General features: G+C 58.6%; 20 protein-coding genes and 1 pseudogene. 4 read left to right on the top strand and 17 right to left on the bottom strand.

The genetic code is table 11. The features are described 5' to 3' along the window. Positions 1 to 13: 13 nt before the first annotated feature. The 7 genes from ispD to rlmD form a co-directional block, all read right to left on the bottom strand. A complete protein-coding gene (gene ispD, locus G113_RS08585) occupies positions 14 to 751 on the bottom strand; it encodes a 2-C-methyl-D-erythritol 4-phosphate cytidylyltransferase (RefSeq protein WP_005898903.1) in 738 nt (245 codons plus the stop codon). Beyond that, on the bottom strand, positions 741 to 1,049 hold the full coding sequence (gene ftsB / locus G113_RS08580; protein WP_005898900.1) for a cell division protein FtsB: 309 nt from the start codon (positions 1,047 to 1,049) through the stop codon (positions 741 to 743). Before ftsB ends, ispD begins: the two co-directional genes overlap by 11 nt. A gap of 161 nt (positions 1,050 to 1,210) precedes the next feature. Then, positions 1,211 to 2,512: a phosphopyruvate hydratase gene (gene eno, locus G113_RS08575; protein WP_005898897.1), complete on the bottom strand. Its 1,302-nt coding sequence runs from the start codon at positions 2,510 to 2,512 to the stop codon at positions 1,211 to 1,213. 91 nt (positions 2,513 to 2,603) lie between these two features. Beyond that, positions 2,604 to 4,241 (bottom strand): glutamine hydrolyzing CTP synthase, encoded by a 1,638-nt coding sequence (pyrG, locus tag G113_RS08570; protein ID WP_005898895.1) that lies wholly within the window; start codon positions 4,239 to 4,241, stop codon positions 2,604 to 2,606. 141 nt (positions 4,242 to 4,382) lie between these two features. Then, the gene (mazG, locus tag G113_RS08565; RefSeq protein WP_005898893.1) at positions 4,383 to 5,186 is read right to left on the bottom strand and encodes a nucleoside triphosphate pyrophosphohydrolase; all 804 of its coding nucleotides are present in this window, start codon (positions 5,184 to 5,186) and stop codon (positions 4,383 to 4,385) included. Between the two features lie 60 nt (positions 5,187 to 5,246). Continuing rightward, complete coding sequence (gene relA, locus G113_RS08560; protein ID WP_005898891.1) at positions 5,247 to 7,454, bottom strand: GTP diphosphokinase; 2,208 nt, start codon at positions 7,452 to 7,454, stop codon at positions 5,247 to 5,249. Between the two features lie 153 nt (positions 7,455 to 7,607). Beyond that, complete coding sequence (gene rlmD / locus G113_RS08555) at positions 7,608 to 8,930, bottom strand: 23S rRNA (uracil(1939)-C(5))-methyltransferase RlmD (RefSeq protein ID WP_005898889.1); 1,323 nt, start codon at positions 8,928 to 8,930, stop codon at positions 7,608 to 7,610. A gap of 231 nt (positions 8,931 to 9,161) precedes the next feature. On the opposite strand from rlmD, the gene barA reads away from it, so the two are divergent. The 3 genes from barA (at position 9,162) to G113_RS08540 (ending at position 13,357) form a co-directional block, all read left to right on the top strand. Continuing rightward, positions 9,162 to 11,876 carry a two-component sensor histidine kinase BarA gene (gene barA / locus G113_RS08550; protein WP_005898886.1) on the top strand — a complete coding sequence of 905 codons (2,715 nt, stop codon included), beginning with the start codon at positions 9,162 to 9,164 and terminating at the stop codon, positions 11,874 to 11,876. A gap of 83 nt (positions 11,877 to 11,959) precedes the next feature. Next, positions 11,960 to 12,439 carry a YehS family protein gene (locus tag G113_RS08545; protein WP_005898884.1) on the top strand — a complete coding sequence of 160 codons (480 nt, stop codon included), beginning with the start codon at positions 11,960 to 11,962 and terminating at the stop codon, positions 12,437 to 12,439. 3 nt (positions 12,440 to 12,442) lie between these two features. Then, positions 12,443 to 13,357, top strand: coding sequence for an N-acetylmuramoyl-L-alanine amidase (locus G113_RS08540; protein ID WP_083940368.1), 915 nt, complete (start codon positions 12,443 to 12,445; stop codon positions 13,355 to 13,357). A 103-nt stretch (positions 13,358 to 13,460) separates the two neighbouring features. On the opposite strand, the gene pdxJ is transcribed toward G113_RS08540, so the two are convergent. The 10 genes and pseudogenes from pdxJ to rpoE form a co-directional block, all read right to left on the bottom strand. Then, positions 13,461 to 14,198: a pyridoxine 5'-phosphate synthase gene (gene pdxJ / locus G113_RS08535; protein ID WP_005898880.1), complete on the bottom strand. Its 738-nt coding sequence runs from the start codon at positions 14,196 to 14,198 to the stop codon at positions 13,461 to 13,463. A 195-nt stretch (positions 14,199 to 14,393) separates the two neighbouring features. Then, positions 14,394 to 15,098, bottom strand: coding sequence for a DNA repair protein RecO (gene recO, locus G113_RS08530; protein WP_005898878.1), 705 nt, complete (start codon positions 15,096 to 15,098; stop codon positions 14,394 to 14,396). Next, positions 15,099 to 15,998, bottom strand: coding sequence for a GTPase Era (era, locus tag G113_RS08525; RefSeq protein ID WP_083940369.1), 900 nt, complete (start codon positions 15,996 to 15,998; stop codon positions 15,099 to 15,101). A gap of 61 nt (positions 15,999 to 16,059) precedes the next feature. Beyond that, a complete protein-coding gene (rnc, locus tag G113_RS08520; protein WP_040319056.1) occupies positions 16,060 to 16,731 on the bottom strand; it encodes a ribonuclease III in 672 nt (223 codons plus the stop codon). A gap of 2 nt (positions 16,732 to 16,733) precedes the next feature. Continuing rightward, positions 16,734 to 17,657, bottom strand: a complete 924-nt coding sequence (lepB, locus tag G113_RS08515) for a signal peptidase I (protein ID WP_005898872.1) — start codon at positions 17,655 to 17,657, stop codon at positions 16,734 to 16,736. Positions 17,658 to 17,660: 3 nt separating this feature from the next. Further along, positions 17,661 to 19,454, bottom strand: a complete 1,794-nt coding sequence (gene lepA / locus G113_RS08510) for a translation elongation factor 4 (RefSeq protein WP_005898870.1) — start codon at positions 19,452 to 19,454, stop codon at positions 17,661 to 17,663. A gap of 116 nt (positions 19,455 to 19,570) precedes the next feature. Next, a pseudogene (locus tag G113_RS08505) lies at positions 19,571 to 20,034 on the bottom strand (SoxR reducing system RseC family protein). Positions 20,035 to 20,094: 60 nt separating this feature from the next. Next, positions 20,095 to 21,075, bottom strand: a complete 981-nt coding sequence (locus G113_RS08500; protein WP_005898866.1) for a MucB/RseB C-terminal domain-containing protein — start codon at positions 21,073 to 21,075, stop codon at positions 20,095 to 20,097. Between the two features lie 39 nt (positions 21,076 to 21,114). After that, entirely contained in the window at positions 21,115 to 21,696 is a 582-nt protein-coding gene (locus G113_RS08495; protein WP_005898864.1) for a sigma-E factor negative regulatory protein, read from the bottom strand. Positions 21,697 to 21,718: 22 nt separating this feature from the next. Then, on the bottom strand, positions 21,719 to 22,300 hold the full coding sequence (gene rpoE, locus G113_RS08490; protein ID WP_005898862.1) for an RNA polymerase sigma factor RpoE: 582 nt from the start codon (positions 22,298 to 22,300) through the stop codon (positions 21,719 to 21,721). 182 nt (positions 22,301 to 22,482) lie between these two features. Here rpoE and nadB point away from each other — a divergent pair. Beyond that, on the top strand, positions 22,483 to 24,060 hold a 1,578-nt coding region (nadB, locus tag G113_RS08485; protein ID WP_005898860.1), incomplete at its 3' end, for an L-aspartate oxidase.

Here is a 24,060-nt window from a genome sequence, read left to right as displayed (position 1 = left end):
TGGCCAATGCGGATCATGGCTGCTCCTTAGTCGCTTTGGTAATCGCCAGTTCGTCTTGCTGCTGGCGTAAAAACAGCCCGGCCAGGGCGAGATCCTCGGGCCGAGTCACCTTGATGTTGTCTGCACGCCCCTCGACCATGCGTGGCACATGACCGGCCAGCTCCATGGCGGACGCCTCGTCCGTGATGAGAGCCCCCAGAGCTAACCCCTCCTCCAGCGCCCCTTTGAGAGTTCGGGTCGCAAATAGCTGGGGCGTGAGCGCATGCCAGAGTGCTTCCCGCGGCACAGTGGCGATGATGTTGCCCGCCTCGTCGCTGCGCTTCATGGTGTCGCGTACCCGGGAGCCAAGAATGGCACCATCCGGAGTCAGGCCGACCGCAAGCAGCGCATCGATATCTGCCGAGGTGAGACAAGGGCGGGCGGCATCGTGGACCAGCACCCAGTCGCTCTTAACCTGATGCAGGGCGTTGAGGACGGAGCGGGCACGATCGCTACCGCCCAGAACGCGCAAAATACGCGGGTCCCGAGCCAACACCAGCGTCTCGAACCAGCAGTCATCGGGGGCCAGCGCCAGCACTATGGTCGTGATGGCGGGATGGGCCAGCAGCCGGAGCAGGGTGTGTTCCAAAATGGTCTTGCCCGCCAGGGACAGGTACTGCTTGGGGCACTCCGCCCCCATGCGGCTACCTATGCCGGCGGCGGGCACCACTGCCGTCAAGCCGAACTGATCCGGGAGGCCGTTATTCATCATCGTCGCCGCCAGCAGGCTCGTCCTTCTTGTTCGGGATGATCCGGTAGAAGGTCTCTCCCTGCTTGATATAACCGAGATCGTTACGCGCCAGCTCTTCGATGGCTTCAAGACCCGAAGTCAGATCGTCAATCTCACGATAAATCAGACTATTGCGCTCCTTGAGCGCCAGATTGTCCTGCTCTTGCTGATCGATGGCATTGGACATCTCATGGTAATCGGACAGGCCGTTTTTCCCCAGCCAGAGGTGGTATTGCAAGCCCCCCAGCAGGAGGAACAGGATCAGGGTGAATAGCCGCATGCACTGGGTCTCCTTCCAAGCGGCCTAGTTTCCCATATTCGCGGGAAAGACAAAAGAAAGCAGATGCATCTTGGCCCGGCCACGGATGAAAAGCGTCAGCTTGGCCCTAAAAACAAAAAAGCCCCGCCAGATGGCGGGGCTTTTACATCAGGGAAGGCGAATTAAGCCTGACCTTTCACTTCTTTCAGACCGCGGAACGGAGCCTTGGCACCCAGGGCTTCTTCGATACGGATCAGCTGGTTGTACTTGGCAACACGGTCAGAACGGCTCATGGAACCGGTCTTGATCTGGCCAGCAGCGGTACCCACAGCCAGGTCGGCGATGGTCGCGTCTTCGGTCTCACCGGAGCGGTGGGAGATGACGGCAGTGTAGCCAGCGTCTTTGGCCATCTTGATGGCAGCCAGGGTCTCGGTCAGGGAACCGATCTGGTTGAACTTGATCAGGATGGAGTTGGCGATGCCGTTGTCGATGCCGCGCTTCAGGATCTTGGTGTTGGTTACGAACAGGTCGTCACCCACAATCTGGATCTTGCTGCCCAGCTCTTTGGTCTGGTAAGCAAAACCGTCCCAGTCGGATTCATCCAGGCCATCTTCGATGGAGACGATCGGGAACTTGGTGGTCAGGTCGGCCAGGTAGTCAGAGAACTCGTTGGAGGTGAAGATACGACCTTCGCCCTTCAGGTTGTACTCGTTCTTTTCAGCGTCGTAGAACTCGGAAGCGGCGCAGTCCATGGCCAGAGTGATGTCTTTACCCAGAACGTAACCAGCGGCAGCAACGGCTTCAGCGATCACTTCCAGCGCTTCGGCGTTGGATTTCAGGTTAGGAGCGAAACCACCTTCGTCACCGACAGCCGTGTTGTAGCCCTTGGACTTCAGCACTTTGGCCAGGTTGTGGAACACTTCGGCGCCCATGCGAACGGCTTCTTTCAGGGTCTTGGCGCCAACCGGCTGGATCATGAACTCCTGGATGTCGACGTTGTTGTCGGCATGCTCACCACCGTTGATGATGTTCATCATGGGCAGCGGCATGGAGTAAACACCGGCAGTGCCGTTCAGCTCTGCAATGTGAGCGTACAGCGGCAGGCCTTTGGCGGCAGCAGCGGCTTTGGCGTTAGCCAGGGAAACAGCCAGGATGGCGTTGGCGCCAAACTTGGATTTGTTCTCGGTACCGTCCAGATCGATCATGATCTGGTCAATAGCGGCCTGATCCTTGGCATCTTTACCCAGCAGTGCTTGGGCGATCGGGCCGTTGACGGCTTCGATGGCTTTCAACACGCCTTTACCCAGGAAACGGCTCTTGTCGCCGTCACGCAGTTCCAGCGCTTCGCGGGAACCAGTGGAGGCGCCAGACGGAGCGGCTGCCATACCAACAAAACCACCTTCCAGATGAACTTCGGCCTCAACGGTCGGGTTACCACGGGAGTCGATGATTTCACGACCGATCACTTTAACGATCTTGGACATGTGTATTTCCTCAGGTTTCGTAAAAAAACAACAAAAGGCATTTCAAAAAAAGCGGTTGTGGCACATTGCCTCAACCGCATTTGATTTTCAATTACTTCAAATTGCGCTTCTGATACTCACCAGCGGCCTTAACAAAGCCTGCGAACAGGGCGTGGCCATCACGGGGAGTCGAGGTGAACTCCGGGTGGAACTGAGCCGCAACAAACCAAGGGTGATCCGGAATTTCGATAATTTCCACCAATTTCTTGTCGGCGGAGAGACCGGTCACCTTCAAACCAGCCGCTTCAATCTGCGGCAACAGCTTGTTGTTCACCTCATAACGGTGACGGTGGCGCTCGTATATGGTCGGGCTGCCGTACATCTGACGCACCTTGGAGCCTTCGACCAGGTGGCAGAGCTGGGAACCTAGACGCATGGTTCCACCAAGGTCTGATTTCTCGGTGCGAGTCTCGACATTGCCCTCGTCATCAACCCATTCGGTGATGAGACCGACCACCGGATAAGCGCAATCTTTCTTGAATTCGGAGGAGTGAGCCCCTTCCAAGCCTGCGACATTACGCGCAAATTCGATCAGCGCAACCTGCATACCGAGGCAGATACCCAGATAAGGGATCTTGTTCTCGCGGGCATACTTGGCAGCCAGAATCTTGCCTTCCACACCACGCTCGCCGAAGCCACCCGGTACCAGGATCGCGTCCAAGCCTTCCAGTTGCTCCGAACCGCGGGTCTCGATGTCCTGGGAGTCGATGTAACGAATATTGACCGACAGTCGGGTCTTGAGGCCACCGTGCTTGAGTGCTTCGTTGACGGACTTGTAGGCATCGGGCAGGGAGACATACTTGCCAACCATACCGATGGTTACTTCGGCAGTCGGGTTGGCCTCTTCGTAGATAACCTGTTCCCACTCACACAGATCCGCCTCTTTGCACTCCAGGCCGAAACGCTCGATGAAGTAGTTATCGACGTTCTGGGAGCGCAGCAGGGCCGGGATCTTGTAGATGGAGTCGACGTCCTTCATGGAGATGACGGCGCGCTCGGGCACGTTGCAGAACAGCGCTATCTTGGCGCGCTCAACAGCCGGTATGGCGCGGTCGGAGCGGCAGATTAGCACATCCGGCTGAATGCCGATGGAGAGCATCTCCTTGACGGAGTGCTGGGTCGGCTTGGTCTTGACCTCGCCGGCGGCGGCCAGATAAGGAACCAGGGTCAGGTGCATGAACATGGCGCTGTCGCGGCCCACTTCTGCAGCCAGCTGACGCAGGGCCTCGAGGAACGGCAGTGACTCGATGTCGCCCACGGTGCCGCCCACTTCGACTATGGCTACCTGGTGGCCTTCGGCACCGGCAATCACCCGCTCCTTGATGGCATTGGTGATGTGTGGAATCACCTGGATGGTGGCACCCAGGTAGTCACCACGGCGCTCTTTACGCAGCACATCGGCGTAGATACGGCCAGTAGTGAAGTTGTTGCGGCGGGTCATCTTGGTGCGGATGAAACGCTCGTAATGACCCAGATCCAGATCGGTCTCGGCCCCGTCCTCGGTTACGAACACTTCACCATGCTGGGTCGGGCTCATGGTGCCCGGATCCACGTTGATATAGGGGTCCAGTTTCATGATGGTCACATCCAGACCACGGGCTTCCAGAATGGCTGCCAGAGAAGCTGCGGCAATGCCTTTGCCGAGGGATGAAACAACGCCACCAGTTACAAAAATATATTTTGTCGTCATGCTGAACCTGAAAGAAGTTTAGGGAGTTTTAAGGGGTGCTTCGGGGATGAAGCAGGACGGGGAAACAGTATACCAAAACCCCCTCTCCCAAACAATGAACAAAAATCTATCAGGCCCGGGCGCCGGGCGCTTTGCGCCAAATCAACTTTGCTCGGTTTGCTTGGCCCTGTCCCAGGCTGCATCGAGTTTTTCCAGGGAACAATCGGTCATCTTGAGCCCTTCTGCGGCGATAAAGTGCTCAACTTGGCGAAAACGGCGCTCGAACTTGGCATTGGCGCCACGCAGCACTTGTTCGGGATCCTTGCCCAGATGGCGAACCAGATTGACGGTGGCAAACAGCAGATCGCCAAGCTCGTCGCTGACCCGATCCTCGTCCACATCCGCCATCAACACCTCTTCCATCACCTCATCGATCTCCTCGTGGATCTTGTCCACCACGGGGCCGAGGGTCTTCCAGTCAAACCCCACTGTGGCGCAGCGCTTCTGGATCTTGGCAGCCCGGGTCAGGGCTGGCAGTGCGAGCGGTATATCATCGAGCACACTCTCTTTATCCAGCGCAGCCCGCTCCTTGGCCTTTTCTGCCTCCCAGTTCACCTTCACCGCCTGCTCGTCACTCAATTCAGCATTGGCGAAGACATGGGGATGACGGCGAATGAGCTTCTCGCTGACGGTTGCAACGATGTCGGCAAAATCAAACAGTCCCTGCTCTTTACCAAGCTGGGCGTAGAACACCACCTGGAACAAGAGATCGCCAAGTTCTCCCTTCACCCCTTCCCAATCCTGAGTCTCGATGGCATCGGCCACCTCATAGGCCTCTTCCAGGGTGTGGGGCACTATGGTCTGGAAGCTCTGCTTGAGATCCCAAGGGCAACCGCCCTGCGGGGAGCGCAGTTGAGCCATTATTTCGAGCAGTCGGGGCAGGTCGTAACCTTGGGTATTGGACATGGGGTCTTCGCTTTCGATTCGTCAAAAGAGTGACCGGCCACACGGGCCGGTCAGCGGAGTTTAGAGGCGCTTGGCGCTGATCACGTCATTGAGCTGACTGAGCTTGGCCAGGGCACGGTTGAAGGCATTGATGTTGTAGATCTCCAGCTCCATGTCGATCTCGGCGGTCTGATCCTTGACGTTGGAGCGCGAGCGCACCCCCATGACGTTGATCTTCTCGTTGGCGAGCACTGTGGTGATGTCGCGCAACAGCCCGGATCTGTCATTGGAGAGGATGCGGATGGTCAGGCCATAGCCACCGGAGTAGTTCTCCCCCCAGACCGCATCGATCAACCGTTCGGGGTTGCGGCGAGACAGCTCTTTGAGCTGCTCGCAATCCTCCCGGTGGATGGAGACGCCACGACCCATGGTGATAAAGCCCTGGATGGAGTCTCCGGGGATCGGCTGGCAGCAGCGGGCGATATGGGTCATCAGGTTGCCCACCCCCTCCACCACTATGTGATCCTTGGGTTTGGTGCGGAAAGGCGTATTGGCCTTCTGCTCCAACTTCGCCAGCAGGCGACGATCTTCCTCTTCCGCCGATGGCTTGTTGTAGCGGGTATCCAGATAGTTGAGCAGCTGATTGATGCGGATATCACCGCTGCCTATACCCGCCAGCAGATCATCAAGCTCTTCGGCGTTGAAACGCTCCAGAGCCTGCTTGTCGACCTTGGAGAGAGTCAGATTATGCCTATCCAGCTCTTTATCGAGCAACTCCTTGCCGGCGGCGACATTCTTGTCCCGATCCAGTTTGCGGAACCAGGTAGCGACCTTGGCGCGGGCCCGGCTCGAGCGCAGGAAACCGGCATTGGGGTTCATCCAGTCTCGACTCGGGTTTGGCTCCTTCTGGGTGATCACCTCCACCTGATCACCGGTCTGCAAGGTGTAAGTAAAGGGCACTATGCGGCCATCTATCTTGGTACCGATGCAGCGGTGGCCGATCATGCTGTGCACGTGATAGGCAAAATCGAGGGGTGTGGCGCCAGCCGGCAAGTCGATGACATCCCCTTTCGGGGTGAATACATAGACTCTGTCTTCGAACACCTGACTGCGCAGGTCTTCGAGCAGGGATCCGCTCTCTGAGAGATCCTCCTGCCAGGCAAGCAGTTTGCGCAGCCACTCGATCTTGTCTTCAAAGGTCGTGGTCTTGCTGGCCTGGGCTCCTTCCTTGTAGCGCCAGTGGGCCGCGACGCCAAGCTCGGCATCCTGGTGCATCTGATCGGTCCGGATCTGGATCTCTACCGCCTTGCCCTCGTTACCCACCACCACTGTGTGGATAGACTGGTAGCCATTGGGCTTGGGGTTGGCGACGTAGTCGTCAAATTCGCGGGGAATATGGTGGAAGTGAGTATGCACTATGCCAAGTGCCGCATAGCAGTCCTGCAGTCGTTTGGTGACGACCCGCACAGCTCGCACGTCAAACAGTTCGTTGAATTCGAGGTGCTTCTTCTGCATCTTGCGCCAGATGCTGTAGATGTGTTTCGGGCGGCCATAGACCTCTGCCTCGACCCCAGCCTCTTTCAAGGCATCGCGCAAGGATTGCACGAACTCGCGGATGTAGCGTTCGCGGTCCAGGCGCTTCTCGTCAAGCTGCTTGGCGATCTGCTTGTAGGTCTCCGGGTGCAGGTAACGAAAAGCGAGATCTTCCAGCTCCCACTTGAGCTGACCTATCCCCAGCCGGTTAGCCAGCGGCGCATAGATGTTGGTGATCTCCTGGGCCATCAGCACCCGGGTCTCTTCATCCGCCAGCTTGGCCTCGCGCAGGCAGGCTATCCGCTCCGCCAGCTTGATCACCACGGCGCGTACGTCCTCGACCATGGCGAGCAGCATGCGACGCACATTGTCGACCTGCTCCGGTGACGTCTCGCTGCGATGCAGTGTCTGCAGGGAGCGGATGGCCTCCATCTCCAGCACACCTTCCACCAACTTGGCGATCTTGGTGCCGAAATCTTCTTCCATCCGGGCAGCCGGGATAAGGCCCGTCTCGACGAAGGGATAAAGGATGGCGGCCTTGAGGGTGGCGACGTCCATGTTGAGCATCATCAAGATGCCCACCATCTCGACCCCGCGCACCAAGAGTCTGGAGGTCAGTACCTCCTCACCCTGGCTCACGCAATACTTGTACACGGTTCGCAACTGGTCTTGTTCAGCTTCACCAAGAGAGAGAGAGCTTATCCACTCGTCCAGGGTAAAGTTGTCTTTCAAATGAATATCGCGAACCGCAACCATGGTATCAATCCTTAATTATTGGGGCCCAGGCTGACGCCTGACCCCGCACTTTGACGAGACTCGCCTCAAATGGGGATGCAACAACCGAATTTCAAGCCGGAGGTAGCGTCCGGCTGTGGTTGTTCTCCCTGGCGAGGCATCAGATTACTGCAATCACCCCAGCTCGAACAACGCCATGGATTCGAGATGGCCAGTGTGCGGGAACATATCCAGCATGCCGAGTCGACTCAGGCGATAACCCCCTTCGATCAACACCTTGCTGTCCCGAGCCAGGGTGACCGGATTGCAGGAGACGTAGACCACTCGCTTGGGGGAAAGTTTCACGACATGTTCCATCACGGCCAAGGCGCCAGGACGAGCGGGATCCAGCAGGACCAGATCAAAACCCTCCCTCGCCCAGGACATGCCGGCGATATCACCACTCAAGTCCGCCTTGTAGAAGCGGGCATTGCCAATCTCATTGCGCTCGGCGTTCTGGGTGGCCCGCGCCACCATGGCAAGATCCCCCTCCACCCCGACCACTTCCCGGGCCTTGCGAGCCAAGGGCAAGGTGAAGTTGCCAATGCCACAGAACAGATCCAGCACCTTGTCCCCGGCTCCCACGTCGAGCCAGTCGATGGCTTGGGCCACCATTGCCTGATTGATGCCGCCATTGACCTGAATGAAATCGCCGGGAGCAAATGCAAGAGCCAGGCCATCTAGTTGATAAGAGGGTGCAAACTGTTGGCTGAGCGCTTCAATCTGGTCATCTGCCGCCTGCAGATAGAGATCGATGCCAAACTCCTCGGCAAACGCCAGCAGCAGGGCGCGATCCATTTCGTTTGGCCGACCAGTGTGGCGCAGCAGCATGAGCACGCCCTGCTCGGCCTGGATTAACTCTACGTGGCCCAGCTCCCGCTGACTCTTGAGCCCATTCAGACAGGCACGCAGCGGGGCAATCAGCATTGAGAGGGGATCGGTCAGCACGGGGCAACAGCCTATTTCGACCAAATCATTAGACTGGCGACGGCGAAAGCCGAGTCGGGTACAGCGGCCATTCTTGTCAAATTTGATTGCCAGGCGACAGACCCGGCGATAGGCACGGGACTCCCCTGCAAGGGCCGGTGCCAGCTCGGGGGCCTGAATGTTACCAAGGCGGGAAAAGAGGCTAACCAGCCCGGCCTGCTTGGCGGCAAGCTGATCGGCACCGCTCAGGTGCTGGGCATTGCAGCCACCGCACTCGCGATAATGACCACAGAAGGGCTCGATGCGATTCTCGGCCGGACTCACCACGTGCTGCAAGACACCGTGAGCATACTGCTTCTTGTCCTCGGTGAGGCGAACCTTGACCCGTTCACCGGGCAGGGCCCCTTCGACGAAGACAGCTTTGCCCTGATGGCGACCGATGCCGACGCAGTGATGGTCCAGACTGTCTACCGTAATTTCAATACGTTGGAGCTGGGTGGATTTCTTTTGGGGCTTGAAAAACTGGGCCATAAAACTTGGTGCCTATAGGTGGCTATGTCATGATTGTGGAATCTGCAGCAGGCTATTGTCCCACAAGAATAATAGTATGACCAAATCCGGCCTGCGGGCTCGAGCCCTGTCGTTAACCCTAATTACCAACCCTGATGATCGGGGGACCATTCGCATGACCCTATCCGGCCTGCGCACTCATGCCTTGTCATTCACCTTATTGCCACCCCTGATGAGCGGGGGACTGACCCCATGACCAAATATGGCCTGAGAGCCCGCGTGCTCGCCTTTACCATATTGCCAACCCTGATCATCGGCGGCTTGATGGCCGGTTATTTCACCTTCCACCGCTACCAGCAGCTGGAAAACAACCTGATCGATCAGGGCATCAACATCATAGAGCCCCTGGCGATCGCCAGTGAATACGGCATGACCCAGCACAGCCGAGAATCGCTCAAACGGCTGATTGGTCTGACTCACCGAAAAAACTCACCGCTCATCAAGTCCATCGCCGTCTTTACCCAAGACAACCAGCTGTTCGTGACGTCCAATTATCACAGGGACTTCACCCGGCTGCGACTGCCGGACGGCAGCCAGATCCCCGAGCTTACCAGCGTCACCCTGTACGGGGACGACATCATTCTACGCACCCCCATTCAGGCCGAAACCAGCCTGGATGGCTTCCCGCTGCCCAGCGATGTCGAGCCCCCCGTTATTGGCTACATCTCGATGCAGATGACCACAGACAGAGCCATGATCCTGCAATACCGCGATACCTTCTTCGCGGTGATCATGGTACTGATTGGCATCGCCGTCAGCACCCTGTTCGGCTTCAGATTGGTCAAGAGCGTGACTCAGCCCATCACGGATATGGTGCAGGCGGTGCACAAAATAAGGGAGGGGCGACTCGATACCCGAGTCAGCGGCCAGCTCACCGGCGAGTTGGATATGCTGAAAAACGGCATCAACGCCATGGCCAAGGCGCTCTCCGAATATCACGAGGAGATGCAGCAGAATATCGATCAGGCCACGTCGGATCTGCGGGAAACACTTGAACAGATAGAGATCCAGAACGTCGAGCTCGACATGGCCAAGAAGCGAGCCCAGGAGGCGGCCCGGGTCAAATCCGAGTTCCTCGCCAACATGTCCCACGAGCTGCGAACCCCCCTCAATGGTGTCATCGGCTTCACCCGTCAACTGCTCAAGACGGCGCTGACGCCGAGCCAGACCGACTATATGCAGACCATTGAGAAATCGGCCCGCAACCTGCTCGGCATCATCAACGACATCCTCGACTTCTCCAAGCTGGAGGCGGGCAAGCTGCAACTCGAGCATATCCCGTTCAGCCTGCGCGATACCCTCAACGAAACCATGCACCTGCTCGGGCCAAGCGCCCACGACAAGCAGCTCGAACTCTCATTGCGCGTCGATAGCGAGGTCCCGGATCATCTCACCGGCGATCCCATGCGGCTGCAACAGGTGATCACCAACCTGGCGGGCAACGCCATCAAGTTCACCGAGCAGGGCAACGTGGATGTCCACATCAGTCAGAGCGGCCCCCTGCACCAGGGAAGATTCCGCCTCAATGTGCAGATCCGCGATACCGGTATCGGCATCTCGCCAGATCAGCAGCGCCAGCTGTTCCAGGCCTTCAACCAGGCAGACTCCTCCATATCCCGGCGTTATGGGGGCACTGGCCTGGGTCTGGTCATCACCCAGAAGCTGGTACAGCAAATGGGCGGACTCATCCGGTTCGATTCAGAGCTTGGACAGGGATCCGTGTTCACCTTCAGCCTGGATCTGGAAGTCTCTCCCCTGCCCCAGGCCGATCAGCTGCCGCTGGACCGTATCCGCGGCAGGCGAGTCTGGCTGCTGGAGCCGGATCCCTTCGCTCAGGCTTCTCTTTGCGCCCTGTTGAAGGAGTGGTTACTGGATGTCGTTCTGGTGGAGCCCAACGCCCCCTGGCCCACCATCACGGACCAGGACATGGTGGTGATCGGCAGCAGCCAGCGTCACAGCACAGAGTCGGTATTGGCCCGCCTTGATGATCTCAAGGGCCAGCAGAATCGCATCGTGTTGCTGAGCAGCCACGAACCCGCCTTGTACGAGACGATGCACCAACATGGGGCCCAACATTGTCTCTCCAAGCCCATTAATCACCGCAAGTTGCTCCATGCCCTGCTCTCGCCGGAGGCGATCAAAAACGAGCCTTTGGCGCTACCCCTGATCCCCCCCCGGCAGATTGAGGACATCAGGGTGCTGGCAGTCGATGACAACGCCGCCAACCTCAAGCTCATCGCCGCCATGCTCAAGGAGATGGTCAGCCAGGTCGTGCTGTGCAAGAACGGCAAGGAGGCGGTCAAGCAGGCCCAGAGCCAAGGCTTTGACATCATCTTCATGGATATACAGATGCCGATCATGGATGGCATCAGCGCCACCCAGGCGATCCGCAGCCAGTCCCTCAATACCGAGACGCCCATAGTGGCGGTGACGGCCCACGCCATTCCCGGTGAGCGCGAGCGCCTTATCCGTCAGGGCATGGACGACTACCTGGCCAAGCCCATCGACGAGGCCATGCTGGCTCAGCTCATCAAGGACTTTGCCCACCGGCGCCACCAGAGCAGTGCCATAGAGCAGATCGACTGGACCCTGGCCGTGCGCCAGGCAGCCAACAAGCCCGAGCTTGCCAAAGAGATGCTGACCATGTTGCTGATAAGCTTCGACGAGCTGGATCCCCTGCTGGATGCAGCCATCCGGGGGGAGGCCGAACAGCAACAGGTGCTGGATCAGCTCCATAGGCTCAATGGCGGCTGTGCCTATTCCGGCGTGCCCGGCCTGCAACGGCTGCTCTCCCAGCTCGAGCAGCAGCTGCGTGATGGCGCGGCCCTGGCCGAACTGGAGCCCGAGCTGCTGGAGTTGCAAGACGCCATAGAACAGGTGCGTGCCGAGGCGCCCCGCTACCTTTGAAGGGTACCGGCGCAGCCTTGGCCGCTTTTTCTGACGCAAAGTCCGGTAAATGGTAAAGTTGCGCCGTTTCTACAGGAGTCAACATGACGAATAACGATATTCTGCGCCGTCTGCGCTACGCCCTCACCATCAGCAACGACCAGATGGTCGAGATGTTTGCCAAAGGCAACCTGACCGTCGATCACGCCCAGCTCCACAGCTGGTTGCTGAAAGAAGCCGCCGAAGGGGAAGAGCAAGAAGCAGGTTTTGTCGCCTGTCCTGACGCCGCCCTCAGCCAGTTCCTCGACGGCATGATAGTCGTGCGTCGTGGTGTACGCGAAGACGCGCCGCCCCAGCAGATCCCCAACAGGATCAACAACAATCTCATCTTGAGAAAATTGCGTATCGCCTTGAATTTCAAGGAAGATGACATGCTCGCTACCCTCAAGGCTGCCGACTTCAAGCTCTCCAAATCCGAGCTGAGTGCCCTGTTCCGCTCCAAGGATCACAAGCACTATCAGGATTGTGGCGATCAGATACTGCGCAATTTCCTGCTTGGCCTGACTGCGCAGCTGCGCGGCTGAGTCATGGCTGCGCCGTCGCTCCCCCGCCTGAGCCGATCTACTGGCCTGGGGCGGAGCGCGGCGCCCCTCTCCCCTCTGCGACTCTGCGCTACTCTCTTGCTGGCGATCCTCGCCCTGCAAGGCTGCAAACCCGCCAGCTATCGACTCGAACACCAATATCAGAGCGCCAGCCAGGATGAGCGCATCGCCTTCCTGATCCTGCACTATACGGACGAGGACGATGATCACTCCCTGCGCCTGCTCACCCAATCCCCCTACAAGGTCAGTGCCCACTATCTGGTGCCCCGTACGCCGGACCGCACACCGCTGCCCGTCTACCAGCTAGTGCCGGACGGCCAGCGCGCCTGGCATGCCGGTCGCAGCCGCTGGCACCATCAGGCAGGGCTCAATGCCAGCTCCCTTGGCATCGAGATAGTAAACCTTGGCTATGACGCCACCGATGCCGAGTTGCCGGTCGATGCTCGTCACTGGCAAGCCTTCACCGAGGCGCAAATCGCCGCCGTTGGCGAACTCAGTCAAGCTCTCGTTGCGCGCTACCATATCCCCCAGACCCAGATACTGGCTCATAGCGACATAGCGCCGACCCGCAAGCTGGATCCCGGCCCCCGCTTCCCCTGGCGGCGCCTCCATCTGGAATACGGGGTGGGTGCCTGGCCCGACGAGGAGCGGGTGGCGAAATTGCATGCCGAGCTGGCACATGACCCCCAGGCTCGCTGGGATGCGGCCCGCTGGCAGCAGGCGCTTGCTCGTTATGGTTATGACCTGCCCCAGAGCGGAGATTGGGATGCCCCAAGCCGGGACGCCCTGCGTGCCTTCCAGCTGCATTTTCGCGCGGCCAGAGTCGACAGCGAACCCGATGGCGAGAGTCAGGCTATCCTGATGGCCCTGCTTGAGAAGTACCATCCACCGCATCCCTGATGCCGAGCGCCAGACTAGCTCCAGCCCTGCCCGCCCCCCAAAAAAGAAACCGCCAGCGGATAGCCCGCTGGCGATTCGTACCACGTTTTGCCAGCGGAGGATGTCAGACGCTGGCGCGCGCTTCCTGCATCAGGACACGCATGTCGGCAACCGCCTTGGCCAGGCCGTCGAAGGCGGCACGGCCGATGATGGCGTGGCCTATGTTGAGCTCATAAATCTCGGGAATGGCGGCGATAGCCTGAACATTGTGGTAATGCAGGCCGTGGCCAGCATTGACCTTGAGGCCTTTCCCGGCGGCATAGGAGACACCGGCGGCGATACGCTTGAACTCCGCGCAGCGCTCACTGTCGGTGGGGGCATCGGCATAACGGCCAGTGTGGATCTCGATGAAGGGAGCGCCACTCGCCACGGCCGCGTCTATCTGCTGGTAATCCGCATCGATAAACAGTGACACCTTGGCACCCACCTCACTCAGACGACGCACCGCCTCGCTGATTTTATCCAACTGACCAGCCACATCCAGACCGCCCTCCGTGGTCACCTCGGTGCGCTTCTCCGGCACCAGGCAGACGAAGTGGGGCTTGATGCGACAAGCGATAGCGATCATCTCCTCGGTCACCGCCATCTCCAGGTTCATTCTGGTCTGTATCGTCTGGCGCAGGATCTCGACGTCACGGTCGGTAATGTGGCGTCTGTCTTCACGCAGGTGAACCGTGATGCCATCGGCCCCGGCCTGCTCGGCGACGAAGGCGGCTTGCACCGGATCCGGGTATTGGGTGCCCCGGGCGTTGCGCAGGGTGGCAATGTGGTCGATGTTCACACCCAGATAGATATCGCTCATTAACTACTCCTTGAAAGTCTGTATAAAAATCCACGGCTGGCCTTGTCATCCTCTGGCCAGTACAGGCAAAGATGAGAGAGTCCCTGGCTCCAAGTTCACGCCGAGCAACTGACCTTTCACTTGATAAACCACACAGGACGCTTTAGCTCGCGCGTTCTGACACCCAAGAGGCTGCGGCGCCAACTGCCGTCAGCCTCAGGGATTGCTTCTTCGCTTCAAAAACAGCTCTCTGCTTTTTAACTGACGCTTTCCCAGATAGGGCTGCAACGCCAGCCGGCTGAACCGTTTGGCCGCCTGCAACAACGCCGGGCTATCGAAGCGCCCCTCGGCGAAGGCCAGCAGATGGGCGCCGAGGAACAGGGTACGGGGATCTGCCGTTCGCTCGCAAGCCACGAAACCGAGTTCGCGCTCGAAGCCATACAACAACTCGGGCCTGATGATGCTCTCATCGTCGGCGGCATATTCAAAATCCACCGCATACCCAAGGGATTGCAGCAACAGGAACTCGAAACGGCGCAGAGGAAGTTCGGGGGTTTCGCCATCGGTGAGCGCCATCAGCGCGCGGGCATAGCCGTCAAACACCTCGGGAAAGGGGGTGTGGGCTTCCAGCAGGTAATAAACCAGCTCGTTGAGATAGAGACCGTAAAACAGCAGATCGCCTCCGAGGCGCAGGGAGTAATCCGGGCACTCGACTTCGGTCAGATTCTTGAGATCGCCCTTGCCACGCCAGGCGATGGTGAGCAGAGAGAAGGGTTGCAACAGTCCCTTGAGAGGGGAGCGTGGCCCGCGAGAACCGCGAGCCACCAGGGTAAATCGGCCACTATCCTGGGTAAACACCTCGACCAGCTGACTGGTCTCCCGATAGGGCCGACTGTGGATGACGAAGGCCGGCGTCAGCAATCAGTCATCGCCATAGCCGAGGCTGCGCAGGGCGCGCTCATCATCGGCCCAACCCGACTTGACCTTGACCCAGAGCTCCAGATGCACCTTGTTCTGGAACAGACGTTCCATGTCGATGCGCGCCTCCGTGCCTATGGTCTTGATCTTCTCCCCCTTGTTGCCGATAACCATCTTCTTCTGGCCATCGCGCTCCACCAGGATCACGCCATTGATGTAGTAGATACCGTTCTCTTCTACCTTGAAGCGCTCTATCTCCACGGTCACCGAGTAGGGCAGCTCTTCACCGGTGAAACGCATCAGCTTCTCGCGGATGATCTCGGAGGCCATGAAGCGGGACGAACGATCGGTCACGTAATCTTCCGGGAAGAAGTGCACGTTCTGTGGCAGCTGCGCCTTGGACCATTCGCGGATTTTCTCCACGTTGGTACCCTTTTCGGCACTGATCGGCAGGATATGGGCGAATTTCATCTGCTGACCCAGCCACTCCAGGTGGGGCAACAGGTCTTCCTTGTCCTTGACGTTGTCGATCTTGTTGACCGCCAGCACCACGGGACAGGGCAGATGGCGCAACTTGCCCAGCACCATGTCGTCATCCTTGGTCCAGTGGGTACCATCGACCATGAATACCACCATGGCCACATCCCCCAGCGAACTGGTGGCGGCACGGTTCATCAGGCGGTTGATGGCCCGCTTCTCTTCGATGTGCAGACCCGGGGTATCCACATAGATGGTCTGGTAGTTCTCCTCGGTGTCTATCCCCAGGATCCGGTGACGGGTGGTCTGGGGTTTCTTCGAGGTGATGCTGACCTTCTGGCCGAGCAGTTTATTGAGCAGGGTGGACTTGCCCACGTTGGGACGGCCCACGATAGCGACAAAGCCGCAATAGGTGGTATCTGTCATGACCATTTTTCCAATGCTTGTTGTGTTAAAAGACCGCGCCTTGCCGGATCAGTCAGACCTGTCATGACAGTTTTTCCAATGCTTGCTGCGCCGCAGCCTGTTCGGCCTTGCGGCGGCTGGTACCGACCCCGATAAGGGGCTCATCCAGACCATCCACGGCACAGTGCACGGTGAACTCCTGGTTGTGCGCCTCACCCTTGACTTTGGTCACGGTATAGGTCGGCAGGGATTTACGGCTTCCCTGTAATATTTCTTGCAGACGGGTCTTGGGATCCTTCTGATCTATGCCCGGGCGTATCTCGTCCAGGCGGCTGGCGTACCAATTGAGCAGCAGGCGGCGCACCGCCTCAAGATCGGTATCCAGATAGACGGCGCCTATCACCGCCTCGACCGTATCGGCCAATATGGATTCACGGCGATAGCCACCGCTCTTGAGCTCGCCCGGGCCCAGGATCAGGTGATCCCCCAGCTCGAATTCGCGGCCGAGTTCGGCGAGTGTCTTCTCGCGCACCAGGGTGGCACGCATCCGGCTGAGGTCCCCTTCCGCCGCTTGCGGGAAGCGATGGAAGAGCGCATCAGCAATCACCAGGCTGAGGATGGAGTCCCCGAGGAACTCCAGACGCTCATTGTGGCGGGATCCTGCGCTTCTGTGGGTCAGGGCGCGGGTCAACATATCCTTGTCTGAAAAGACATGCCCGAGACGGGACTGCAGTCTGTTCATCTTGATATTCATCATTACTTTATTCCGCCGATGCGGTTGAAGCGCACGTCAGTCGGCACCCAGCTTGGCAGCCAGGAACTCTCGTCGCGCTCAAATTCGAAACTGATCCAGATGGCAACGGCCTTGCCGACCAGATTTTCCTCGGGCACGAAGCCCCAGAAGCGGCTGTCGGTACTGTTGTCACGGTTATCGCCCATCACGAAGTAGTGACCCTCTGGAACTACCCACTCATCCGGATAGGTACCGGGTTGGCGATAGTAGCGATCCACCAGATCCGGCATCAAGGGGTTGCGCAGGGTATCGTGGCTCACGCTACCCAACTGCTCGGTAAAGCGATCCAGCGGTATCCCCATCTGGCTGAATTCACCTCGCTTGTCGAAGGTGACATCGAGCTTCTTGAAGCCCGGGCACGTTTTCCCTTCCTGTTCTTCACACTTGGGACGGATCATGATCTGCTTGTTGCGATAGATGACCCTGTCTCCCGGCATGCCAACCACACGCTTGATGTAGTCAACCCGGGTATCCAGCGGATACTTGAACACCACCACATCCCCGCGCTCAGGCTCACCGGTTTCCAGGAACTTGGTGTTGCTGACCGGATCCTTGAGGCCGTAGGCAAACTTCTCCACCAGGATGAAGTCGCCCACCAGCAGGGTAGGCATCATGGAACCCGACGGGATCTGGAACGGCTCGAACAAGAAGGATCGCAGTATCAGCACTAAGGTGATGACGGGGAAGATCCCCGCCGTCTGCTCGATCCATACCGGCACCGGGGCCACCTTGGCGAGGGTCTTCTCATCCAGGCCTGCACCGCCATGGGCACGGGCCATGGCGATCTTGGCAGCCCTTTGCTTGGACCACACCAGCTTGTCGATACACCAGATAATGCCGGTCACCAGACAGACGATGACCAGGATCAGGGAGAACGTGCTTGCCATCTATTAGTCCTTTCCAACGTGGAGAATGGCGAGGAAGGCCTCCTGCGGCACGTCGACACGGCCCAGGGACTTCATTCGCTTCTTACCTTCTTTCTGCTTGTTCAGCAGCTTCTTCTTCCGGCTCACATCGCCGCCATAACACTTGGCTGTCACGTCTTTGCGCAACGCCTTGACGGTGCTGCGGGCGATGATCTGGTTGCCGATAGAGGCCTGAATGGCGATATCGAACATCTGACGCGGGATCAGCTCACGCATCTTCTCCACCACCTGGCGACCGCGATACTGGGCGTTCTCCTTGTGGGTGATGATGGCCAGGGCATCGACCCGCTCACCGTTGATCATGATGTCCAGACGCACCATGTCGGAAGTTTCGAAACGCTTGAAGCCGTAATCCAGGGAGGCATAGCCACGGCTGGTCGATTTCAGGCGATCGAAGAAATCGAGCACCACTTCCGCCATGGGGATTTCATAGGTCAGTGCCACCTGCTTGCCGTGATAGACCATGTTGGTCTGCACGCCACGCTTCTCGATACACAGAGTGATGACGTTGCCCATGTACTCCTGCGGCAACAAGATGTTGCACTCGGCGATGGGCTCGCGCATCTCTTTGATGTTGTTCACAGGCGGCATGGCTGACGGGCTGTCGATGCGAATGGTAGAGCCATCGTTGAGTTCGATTTCATACACTACGGTCGGCGCCGTGGTGATGAGATCCAAGTCATACTCCCGCTCCAGGCGCTCCTGGATGATCTCCATGTGCAACATGCCAAGGAAGCCACAACGGAAGCCGAAGCCCAGCGCGGTGGAGCTCTCTGGCTCGAAGAACAGGGAGGCGTCATTCAGGGAGAGTTTGTCCAGTGCATCACGGAACGACTCATAGTCATCGCTGGAGATGGGGAACAGACCCGCATACACCTGTGGCTTGACCTTCTTGAAGCCCGCCAGCGCCTTATCGGCGCCATTCTTGGCCTGGGTCAGGGTATCGCCGACGGGGGCACCGTGGATATCCTTGATGCCGCACACCACCCAACCTACCTCGCCGCAACCCAGACCCTGGGTATCGACCTGCTTGGGCGTAAAGATGCCGATGCGATCCACGCCCCACACCTGACCGGTGCTCATCACCTTGATCTTGTCGTTCTTCTTGAGGGAACCGTGCTTGATGCGCACCAGGGAGACGACCCCCAGATAGGAGTCAAACCAGGAGTCGATGATCAGCGCCTGCAGCGGTCCATCGGGATTGCCTTCGGGGGGCGGAATGCGGGCAACGATCTCTTCCAGCACAAGGTCGACTCCCAGACCTGTCTTGGCGGAGCAGCGCACCGCATCGACGGCGTCGATGCCGACGATGTCTTCAATTTCTTCGGCGACCCGCTCGGGCTCTGCGGCCGGCAAGTCTATCTTGTTGAGCACTGGCACCACTTCCAGCTCCATTTCCATGGCGGTGTAGCAGTTGGCCAGAGTCTGTGCCTCAACCCCCTGACCGGCATCGACCACCAGCAGCGCCCCTTCACAGGCAGCCAGCGAGCGGGATACCTCATAGGAGAAGTCCACGTGACCCGGGGTGTCGATAAAGTTCAGCTGGTAGGTGTTACCGTCGTTGGCCTGGTAGTTCAGGGTCACACTCTGCGCTTTGATGGTAATGCCGCGCTCGCGCTCCAGGTCCATGGAGTCAAGCACCTGAGCCTGCATCTCGCGAGTGGACAGGCCACCGCAAGTCTGGATCAGACGGTCCGACAGGGTCGATTTACCGTGGTCTATGTGCGCAATAATCGAAAAGTTACGAATGTATTTCATCGAGCAGGGATCACTCAAATTAGGTTAGGGCCGGATATGGAGGCAGGATTTTACTGGATAACCCGCTAAACGGCCAATCTTTAGTCTGCGGGTAGGCCAGGCGCTGGCCAACATGGTTATGACAGGGTGCGAGTAGTGAGTACCGCGCCCAAAATGCGGGGACCATAAGCCCCCTGATCGAGACGGTTTGAATAGAAGCGGACCAGCAGGAAACCCAAGGCACCGCCCCCCAGACAACTGAGGATGGTAATACCCTCTCCCCCCTCAAGCAGGGGCGCCAACCAGAGCTGGCCGAGTAAGGCGCCAACGAGCAGGCAAAAACAGGGGGCAACACATAAACCAGGGCCGCGCCCCGCAACAGACTCTGCTGGGGAATGCCGAGCCGCACCTGCTGACCCACCGCCAGCGTCATGGTTCTTGGTACCCGGATCCGTTGCTGACGCTGGGGAAAAGCCTTGGCAACCGTACCAGTGCCGCAGTTGGACTGCTGCTGACAGCCACTGCAGGCTGAGCGCCGCTCGCACTCGACCCAGACGTGCTGCTCGTCAATGGCGACCACTGTCGCCACCTCTTCGCTCATCTCATCCAAGGTTCGGTTCCTCCGTTCGCTGATCGCGCCCACCATACGTCATCCGCACACCTACTGCACCGTCTCGTTGCGGGTCAGTGGACGCACCGACTCGGCAATGCGCTTGGCGGTATCGGCCGGAACCTCCCCCACCACAGTGATCTCGACCCCGACATCGTTGACGAAACTCACCAGAGAAGTTGCCCCCTGGCGGATGAGTTGCTGACGCACAGCCTGCTTGGGATCGACCCGGACCACGTAGACGGAGAGATCCACCAGGCCATCGGAGAGCATCATATAGTCCACCGGAGTACTGGTGGTCACCAGCTGGTGCTTGTCCTGAGAGAGCACTTTAAATCCCTCTGGCAACCAGGTGATCTGCCAGCTCAGCGTCTGCTGGGGGGCCGGATAGGCATCTTCCAACGCCAGAGCCTGGGGCAGCTTGCTGCTGGCCAGGGTCACCAGCCAGGGGGATGGCACCGTCATCAGATCGAGATCGACCCCCAGCACCTGCTCGACCAGGTTGCCCTCTTTGTCGATCATGTCGGCGCGCAGCAGCAAATGGCTCTCTTCATCGAGCCAGAGCACAAAACCGTACTTGTCCGCCTCCTTGGGCACCATACGGATCACTTGGGATACCCGGCCAGCCACCCGGCTGCGACCGGCGACGACCAGATCGTAGCTGCCCAGCACTCGTGCCAGCGGCATGCTGACCAGGGTGGACCAGATACCGGGGAAACGACCACCTTTGAGGGTATAGGGTTCGTGGGTGTTCTCGAAGAAGGTGAACTCATTTTGGCGCTGCAGGTACTCCACCGCCTTGCCATCCAGATAACTCAGATGAGCCACCTCTTTGCCATCTATGATGGCGTGGCTGATCCTGAGCGGTTCGATCCGCCCTTGTCTCGCCTTGACCATGGAGAGTTCGAAATTCTGTTGGGTGGAGGCACTCTGCATCTGCTGCAACAAGGCCTCGGCCGACATTTCGTCGGCCGAGGCCTTGGCACAAATCAGTAGGGCAGATGCCAGCAGGATACGGCTGGACTGGCGCACGTTAGCATTCCTGAGACGAAGGTGATGGCGGATAGGCCCTTATTCCTGAACCTGCTTGTCTTGCAACAGGCGCTGCTGCAACTGGTGATCGCGCAAGAAGGCATTGATGCGCGCCCGCTGCTCATTCATCTGCTGCTCGTTCAATGTTTGCTGACGACTTGTGCGTTCACCATCCTGAGCGTAGTGAACGCTTACCGGCGAGGCACTGCCGCCAACGGGGATAGTGTTAAGCACAGGGTTGGTCTGCATGGCAGGATCCTGGCCCTGATACTGCTGCACCCCGAAGATGACCGCAGCGGCGACCGAAGCGGCAATGGCATATTGGCCAAATTGCTGACCGGCACGGCGCAGGAAGGGGATGACACGACCAGGTTGCCGCAGAGGCTGAGCATGCGCCGCAATCGGGGCCAATATGGTCGGCTCGTCATCAAGTGCCAAGGCTATCTTGTCGCTGAGATCCAGCTGCAGATTGAGCGGCAGATCTCCCCGCATGGCATCACCGATCAGATGGTAACGGCTCCAGGTATCGCACGACTCGGCATCCATCGCCAAGAAGTCGAGTTCCTGTACATCACTCAGGTCACCATCCATCAGGGCCGAGATTTGCTGTTTATTTGCCATAAGTTAACCTGTCTTCCCCAGTTTAATTCTCAGTCAGAGGTTTCAGCTTTTTATCGATTGCGTCCCTCGCCCTGAAGATGCGGGATCTCACCGTACCCACAGGACAATCCATGATTTCTGCAATCTCTTCATAACTCAGCCCTTCCAATTCACGAAGGGTGATAGCTGTCCTCAAGTCCTCGGGCAGCGCCTCTATGGCGGCAAACACTGTCCGTTTTATCTCGTCGGTCAGTGCCAAATTCTCCGGGGTGGCGACCTCTTGCAGGGCTTCTCCACCAGCGTAGTATTCTGCCTCGTCAGCCTCCACGTCACTGCTGGGCGGCCTGCGCCCTTGGGAGGTGATGTAATTCTTGGCCGTGTTGACGGCAATTCGGTACAACCAGGTATAAAAGGCACTCTCGCCACGGAATGTCGGCAGCGCCCGATAGGCTTTGATAAAGGCCTCTTGCGCTACATCCGGCACATCGCCCGGATTATTGACATACCTGGCTACCAGGTTGACCACCTTGTGTTGGTATTTCTTTACCAACAGGTTGAACGCGTTTTTATCGCCACGTTGGACTCGCTCAACCAGTTGTTCGTCCAGTAAATTCTGGTCGCTCATCAGGCCGTAAGACCCCCATTAAGGTTATCGTTTTTCTTTTCCGGCCCTTCCTAAGCGCACAAGTTCAGACAGGGAGAATCAGAGAAAGTTCGCTTTAGTTGAAAAAAAAGTGATGCGTGCTGCACCGTTACCCTTGCTTGGGCTACCATGGTGCCAGTTCTTTATCCAGGCCAATGATACTTATGAAAGCAAGTGTTGAATACCTTTGCGACGTTCTCATCATTGGCAGCGGTGCCGCCGGTTTGTCTCTCGCTTTGCGACTGGCCGATCAGGCAAGAGTCCTGGTTCTGAGCAAGGGGCCCATCAGTGAGGGGGCCACTTTCTATGCGCAAGGAGGCATCGCTGCCGTTTTCGACGAAACCGACAGCATCGAATCCCACGTCAGTGACACCCTCAACGCAGGCGCAGGCCTGTGTGACCCCGGTGTCGTCGAGTTCACCGCCCGCCATGCCCGCGACTCCATCCAGTGGTTGATCCAGCAAGGGGTTCCCTTCGATCAGGAGACGGATGACCACGGCGAGCCCCACTATCACCTGACCCGGGAAGGGGGTCATAGCCATCGCCGCATCTTCCATGCCGCCGACGCCACTGGCAAGGCGGTGCAGACCACGCTAGTCGATCAGGTGCGCGCTCACCCCAATATCCAGCTGATGGAGCGCTTCAACGCGGTGGATCTCATCACCACCCGCAAGCTGGGTCTGCCGGGCAACAAGGTACTGGGCGCCTACGTCTGGAACCGCAACGCCGAACAGGTCGAGGTGATCCGTGCTCGTTTCGTGGCCCTGGCCACCGGCGGCGCCTCCAAGGTCTACCAATATACCTCCAACCCGGATGTGAGCTCGGGAGATGGCATCGCCATGGCCTGGCGCGCCGGCTGCCGGGTGGCGAACCTGGAGTTCAACCAGTTCCACCCCACCAGCCTGTTCCACCCGGACGATCCCAATTTCCTGCTGACCGAGGCATTGCGTGGCGAAGGCGCCTATCTGCGCCGTCCGGATGGCAGCCGCTTCATGCAGGATTTCGACGAGCGGGCCGAGCTGGCACCACGGGACATAGTCGCCCGCGCCATCGACCATGAGATGAAGCGCCTGGGCGCAGACTGCATGTATCTGGACATCAGCCACAAGCCGGCTGATTTCATCATCAAGCACTTCCCGACCATCTTTGAGCGCTGCCTCGCCGTCGGTATCGACATCACCAAAGAGCCGATGCCGATCGTCCCTGCCGCCCACTACACCTGCGGTGGCGTCATGATAGACAACAATGGTCAAACCGATATTCCCGGCCTCTATGCCATTGGCGAGGTGACCTATACCGGCCTGCACGGCGCCAACCGCATGGCCTCCAACTCCTTGCTCGAATGTGTGGTCTATGCCCATCAGGCGGGAGCCGACATCTTGGCCAAGCTGCCGATGAGCATGGAACCGCCGAGCCTGCCTGCCTGGGATGAGAGCCTAGTGGACAACTCCGACGAGCAGGTGGTGATCCAGCACAACTGGCACGAGCTGCGGCTGATGATGTGGGACTATGTGGGCATAGTGCGCACCACCAAGCGCCTCGAGCGGGCCAAGCGCCGCATCGACATGCTCAAGCAGGAAGTGCAGGAGTACTACGCCAACTTCCGGGTCTCCAACAACCTGCTGGAGCTGCGCAACTTGCTGCAGGTTGCCGAACTTATCGTCAACTGCGCCATGCAGCGCAAAGAGTCCCGCGGCCTGCACTACAACCTCGACTTCCCGGACTTGAAACCCAACCCCAAA

The sequence above is a fragment of the Aeromonas molluscorum 848 genome (assembly GCF_000388115.1).
GTDB lineage: Bacteria > Pseudomonadota > Gammaproteobacteria > Enterobacterales > Aeromonadaceae > Aeromonas > Aeromonas molluscorum.
Note: the sequence above shows the minus strand (reverse complement) of the source record. Positions and strands in the feature narration are given on the sequence as shown.

Excerpts from the sequence above, each read along its gene's own strand:
- lepA (WP_005898870.1), bottom strand. The coding sequence starts at position 19,454 with ATGAAATACATTCGTAACTTTTCGATTATTGCGCACATAGACCACGGT.
- lepB (WP_005898872.1), bottom strand. The coding sequence starts at position 17,657 with ATGGCAAGCACGTTCTCCCTGATCCTGGTCATCGTCTGTCTGGTGACC.
- barA (WP_005898886.1), top strand. The coding sequence starts at position 9,162 with ATGACCAAATATGGCCTGAGAGCCCGCGTGCTCGCCTTTACCATATTG.
- G113_RS08540 (WP_083940368.1), top strand. The coding sequence starts at position 12,443 with ATGGCTGCGCCGTCGCTCCCCCGCCTGAGCCGATCTACTGGCCTGGGG.
- rlmD (WP_005898889.1), bottom strand. The coding sequence starts at position 8,930 with ATGGCCCAGTTTTTCAAGCCCCAAAAGAAATCCACCCAGCTCCAACGT.
- rpoE (WP_005898862.1), bottom strand. The coding sequence starts at position 22,300 with ATGAGCGACCAGAATTTACTGGACGAACAACTGGTTGAGCGAGTCCAA.
- rnc (WP_040319056.1), bottom strand. The coding sequence starts at position 16,731 with ATGAATATCAAGATGAACAGACTGCAGTCCCGTCTCGGGCATGTCTTT.
- pyrG (WP_005898895.1), bottom strand. The coding sequence starts at position 4,241 with ATGACGACAAAATATATTTTTGTAACTGGTGGCGTTGTTTCATCCCTC.
- ftsB (WP_005898900.1), bottom strand. The coding sequence starts at position 1,049 with ATGCGGCTATTCACCCTGATCCTGTTCCTCCTGCTGGGGGGCTTGCAA.
- G113_RS08545 (WP_005898884.1), top strand. The coding sequence starts at position 11,960 with ATGACGAATAACGATATTCTGCGCCGTCTGCGCTACGCCCTCACCATC.
- mazG (WP_005898893.1), bottom strand. The coding sequence starts at position 5,186 with ATGTCCAATACCCAAGGTTACGACCTGCCCCGACTGCTCGAAATAATG.
- eno (WP_005898897.1), bottom strand. The coding sequence starts at position 2,512 with ATGTCCAAGATCGTTAAAGTGATCGGTCGTGAAATCATCGACTCCCGT.
- era (WP_083940369.1), bottom strand. The coding sequence starts at position 15,998 with ATGACAGATACCACCTATTGCGGCTTTGTCGCTATCGTGGGCCGTCCC.
- relA (WP_005898891.1), bottom strand. The coding sequence starts at position 7,454 with ATGGTTGCGGTTCGCGATATTCATTTGAAAGACAACTTTACCCTGGAC.
- pdxJ (WP_005898880.1), bottom strand. The coding sequence starts at position 14,198 with ATGAGCGATATCTATCTGGGTGTGAACATCGACCACATTGCCACCCTG.
- ispD (WP_005898903.1), bottom strand. The coding sequence starts at position 751 with ATGATGAATAACGGCCTCCCGGATCAGTTCGGCTTGACGGCAGTGGTG.
- G113_RS08495 (WP_005898864.1), bottom strand. The coding sequence starts at position 21,696 with ATGGCAAATAAACAGCAAATCTCGGCCCTGATGGATGGTGACCTGAGT.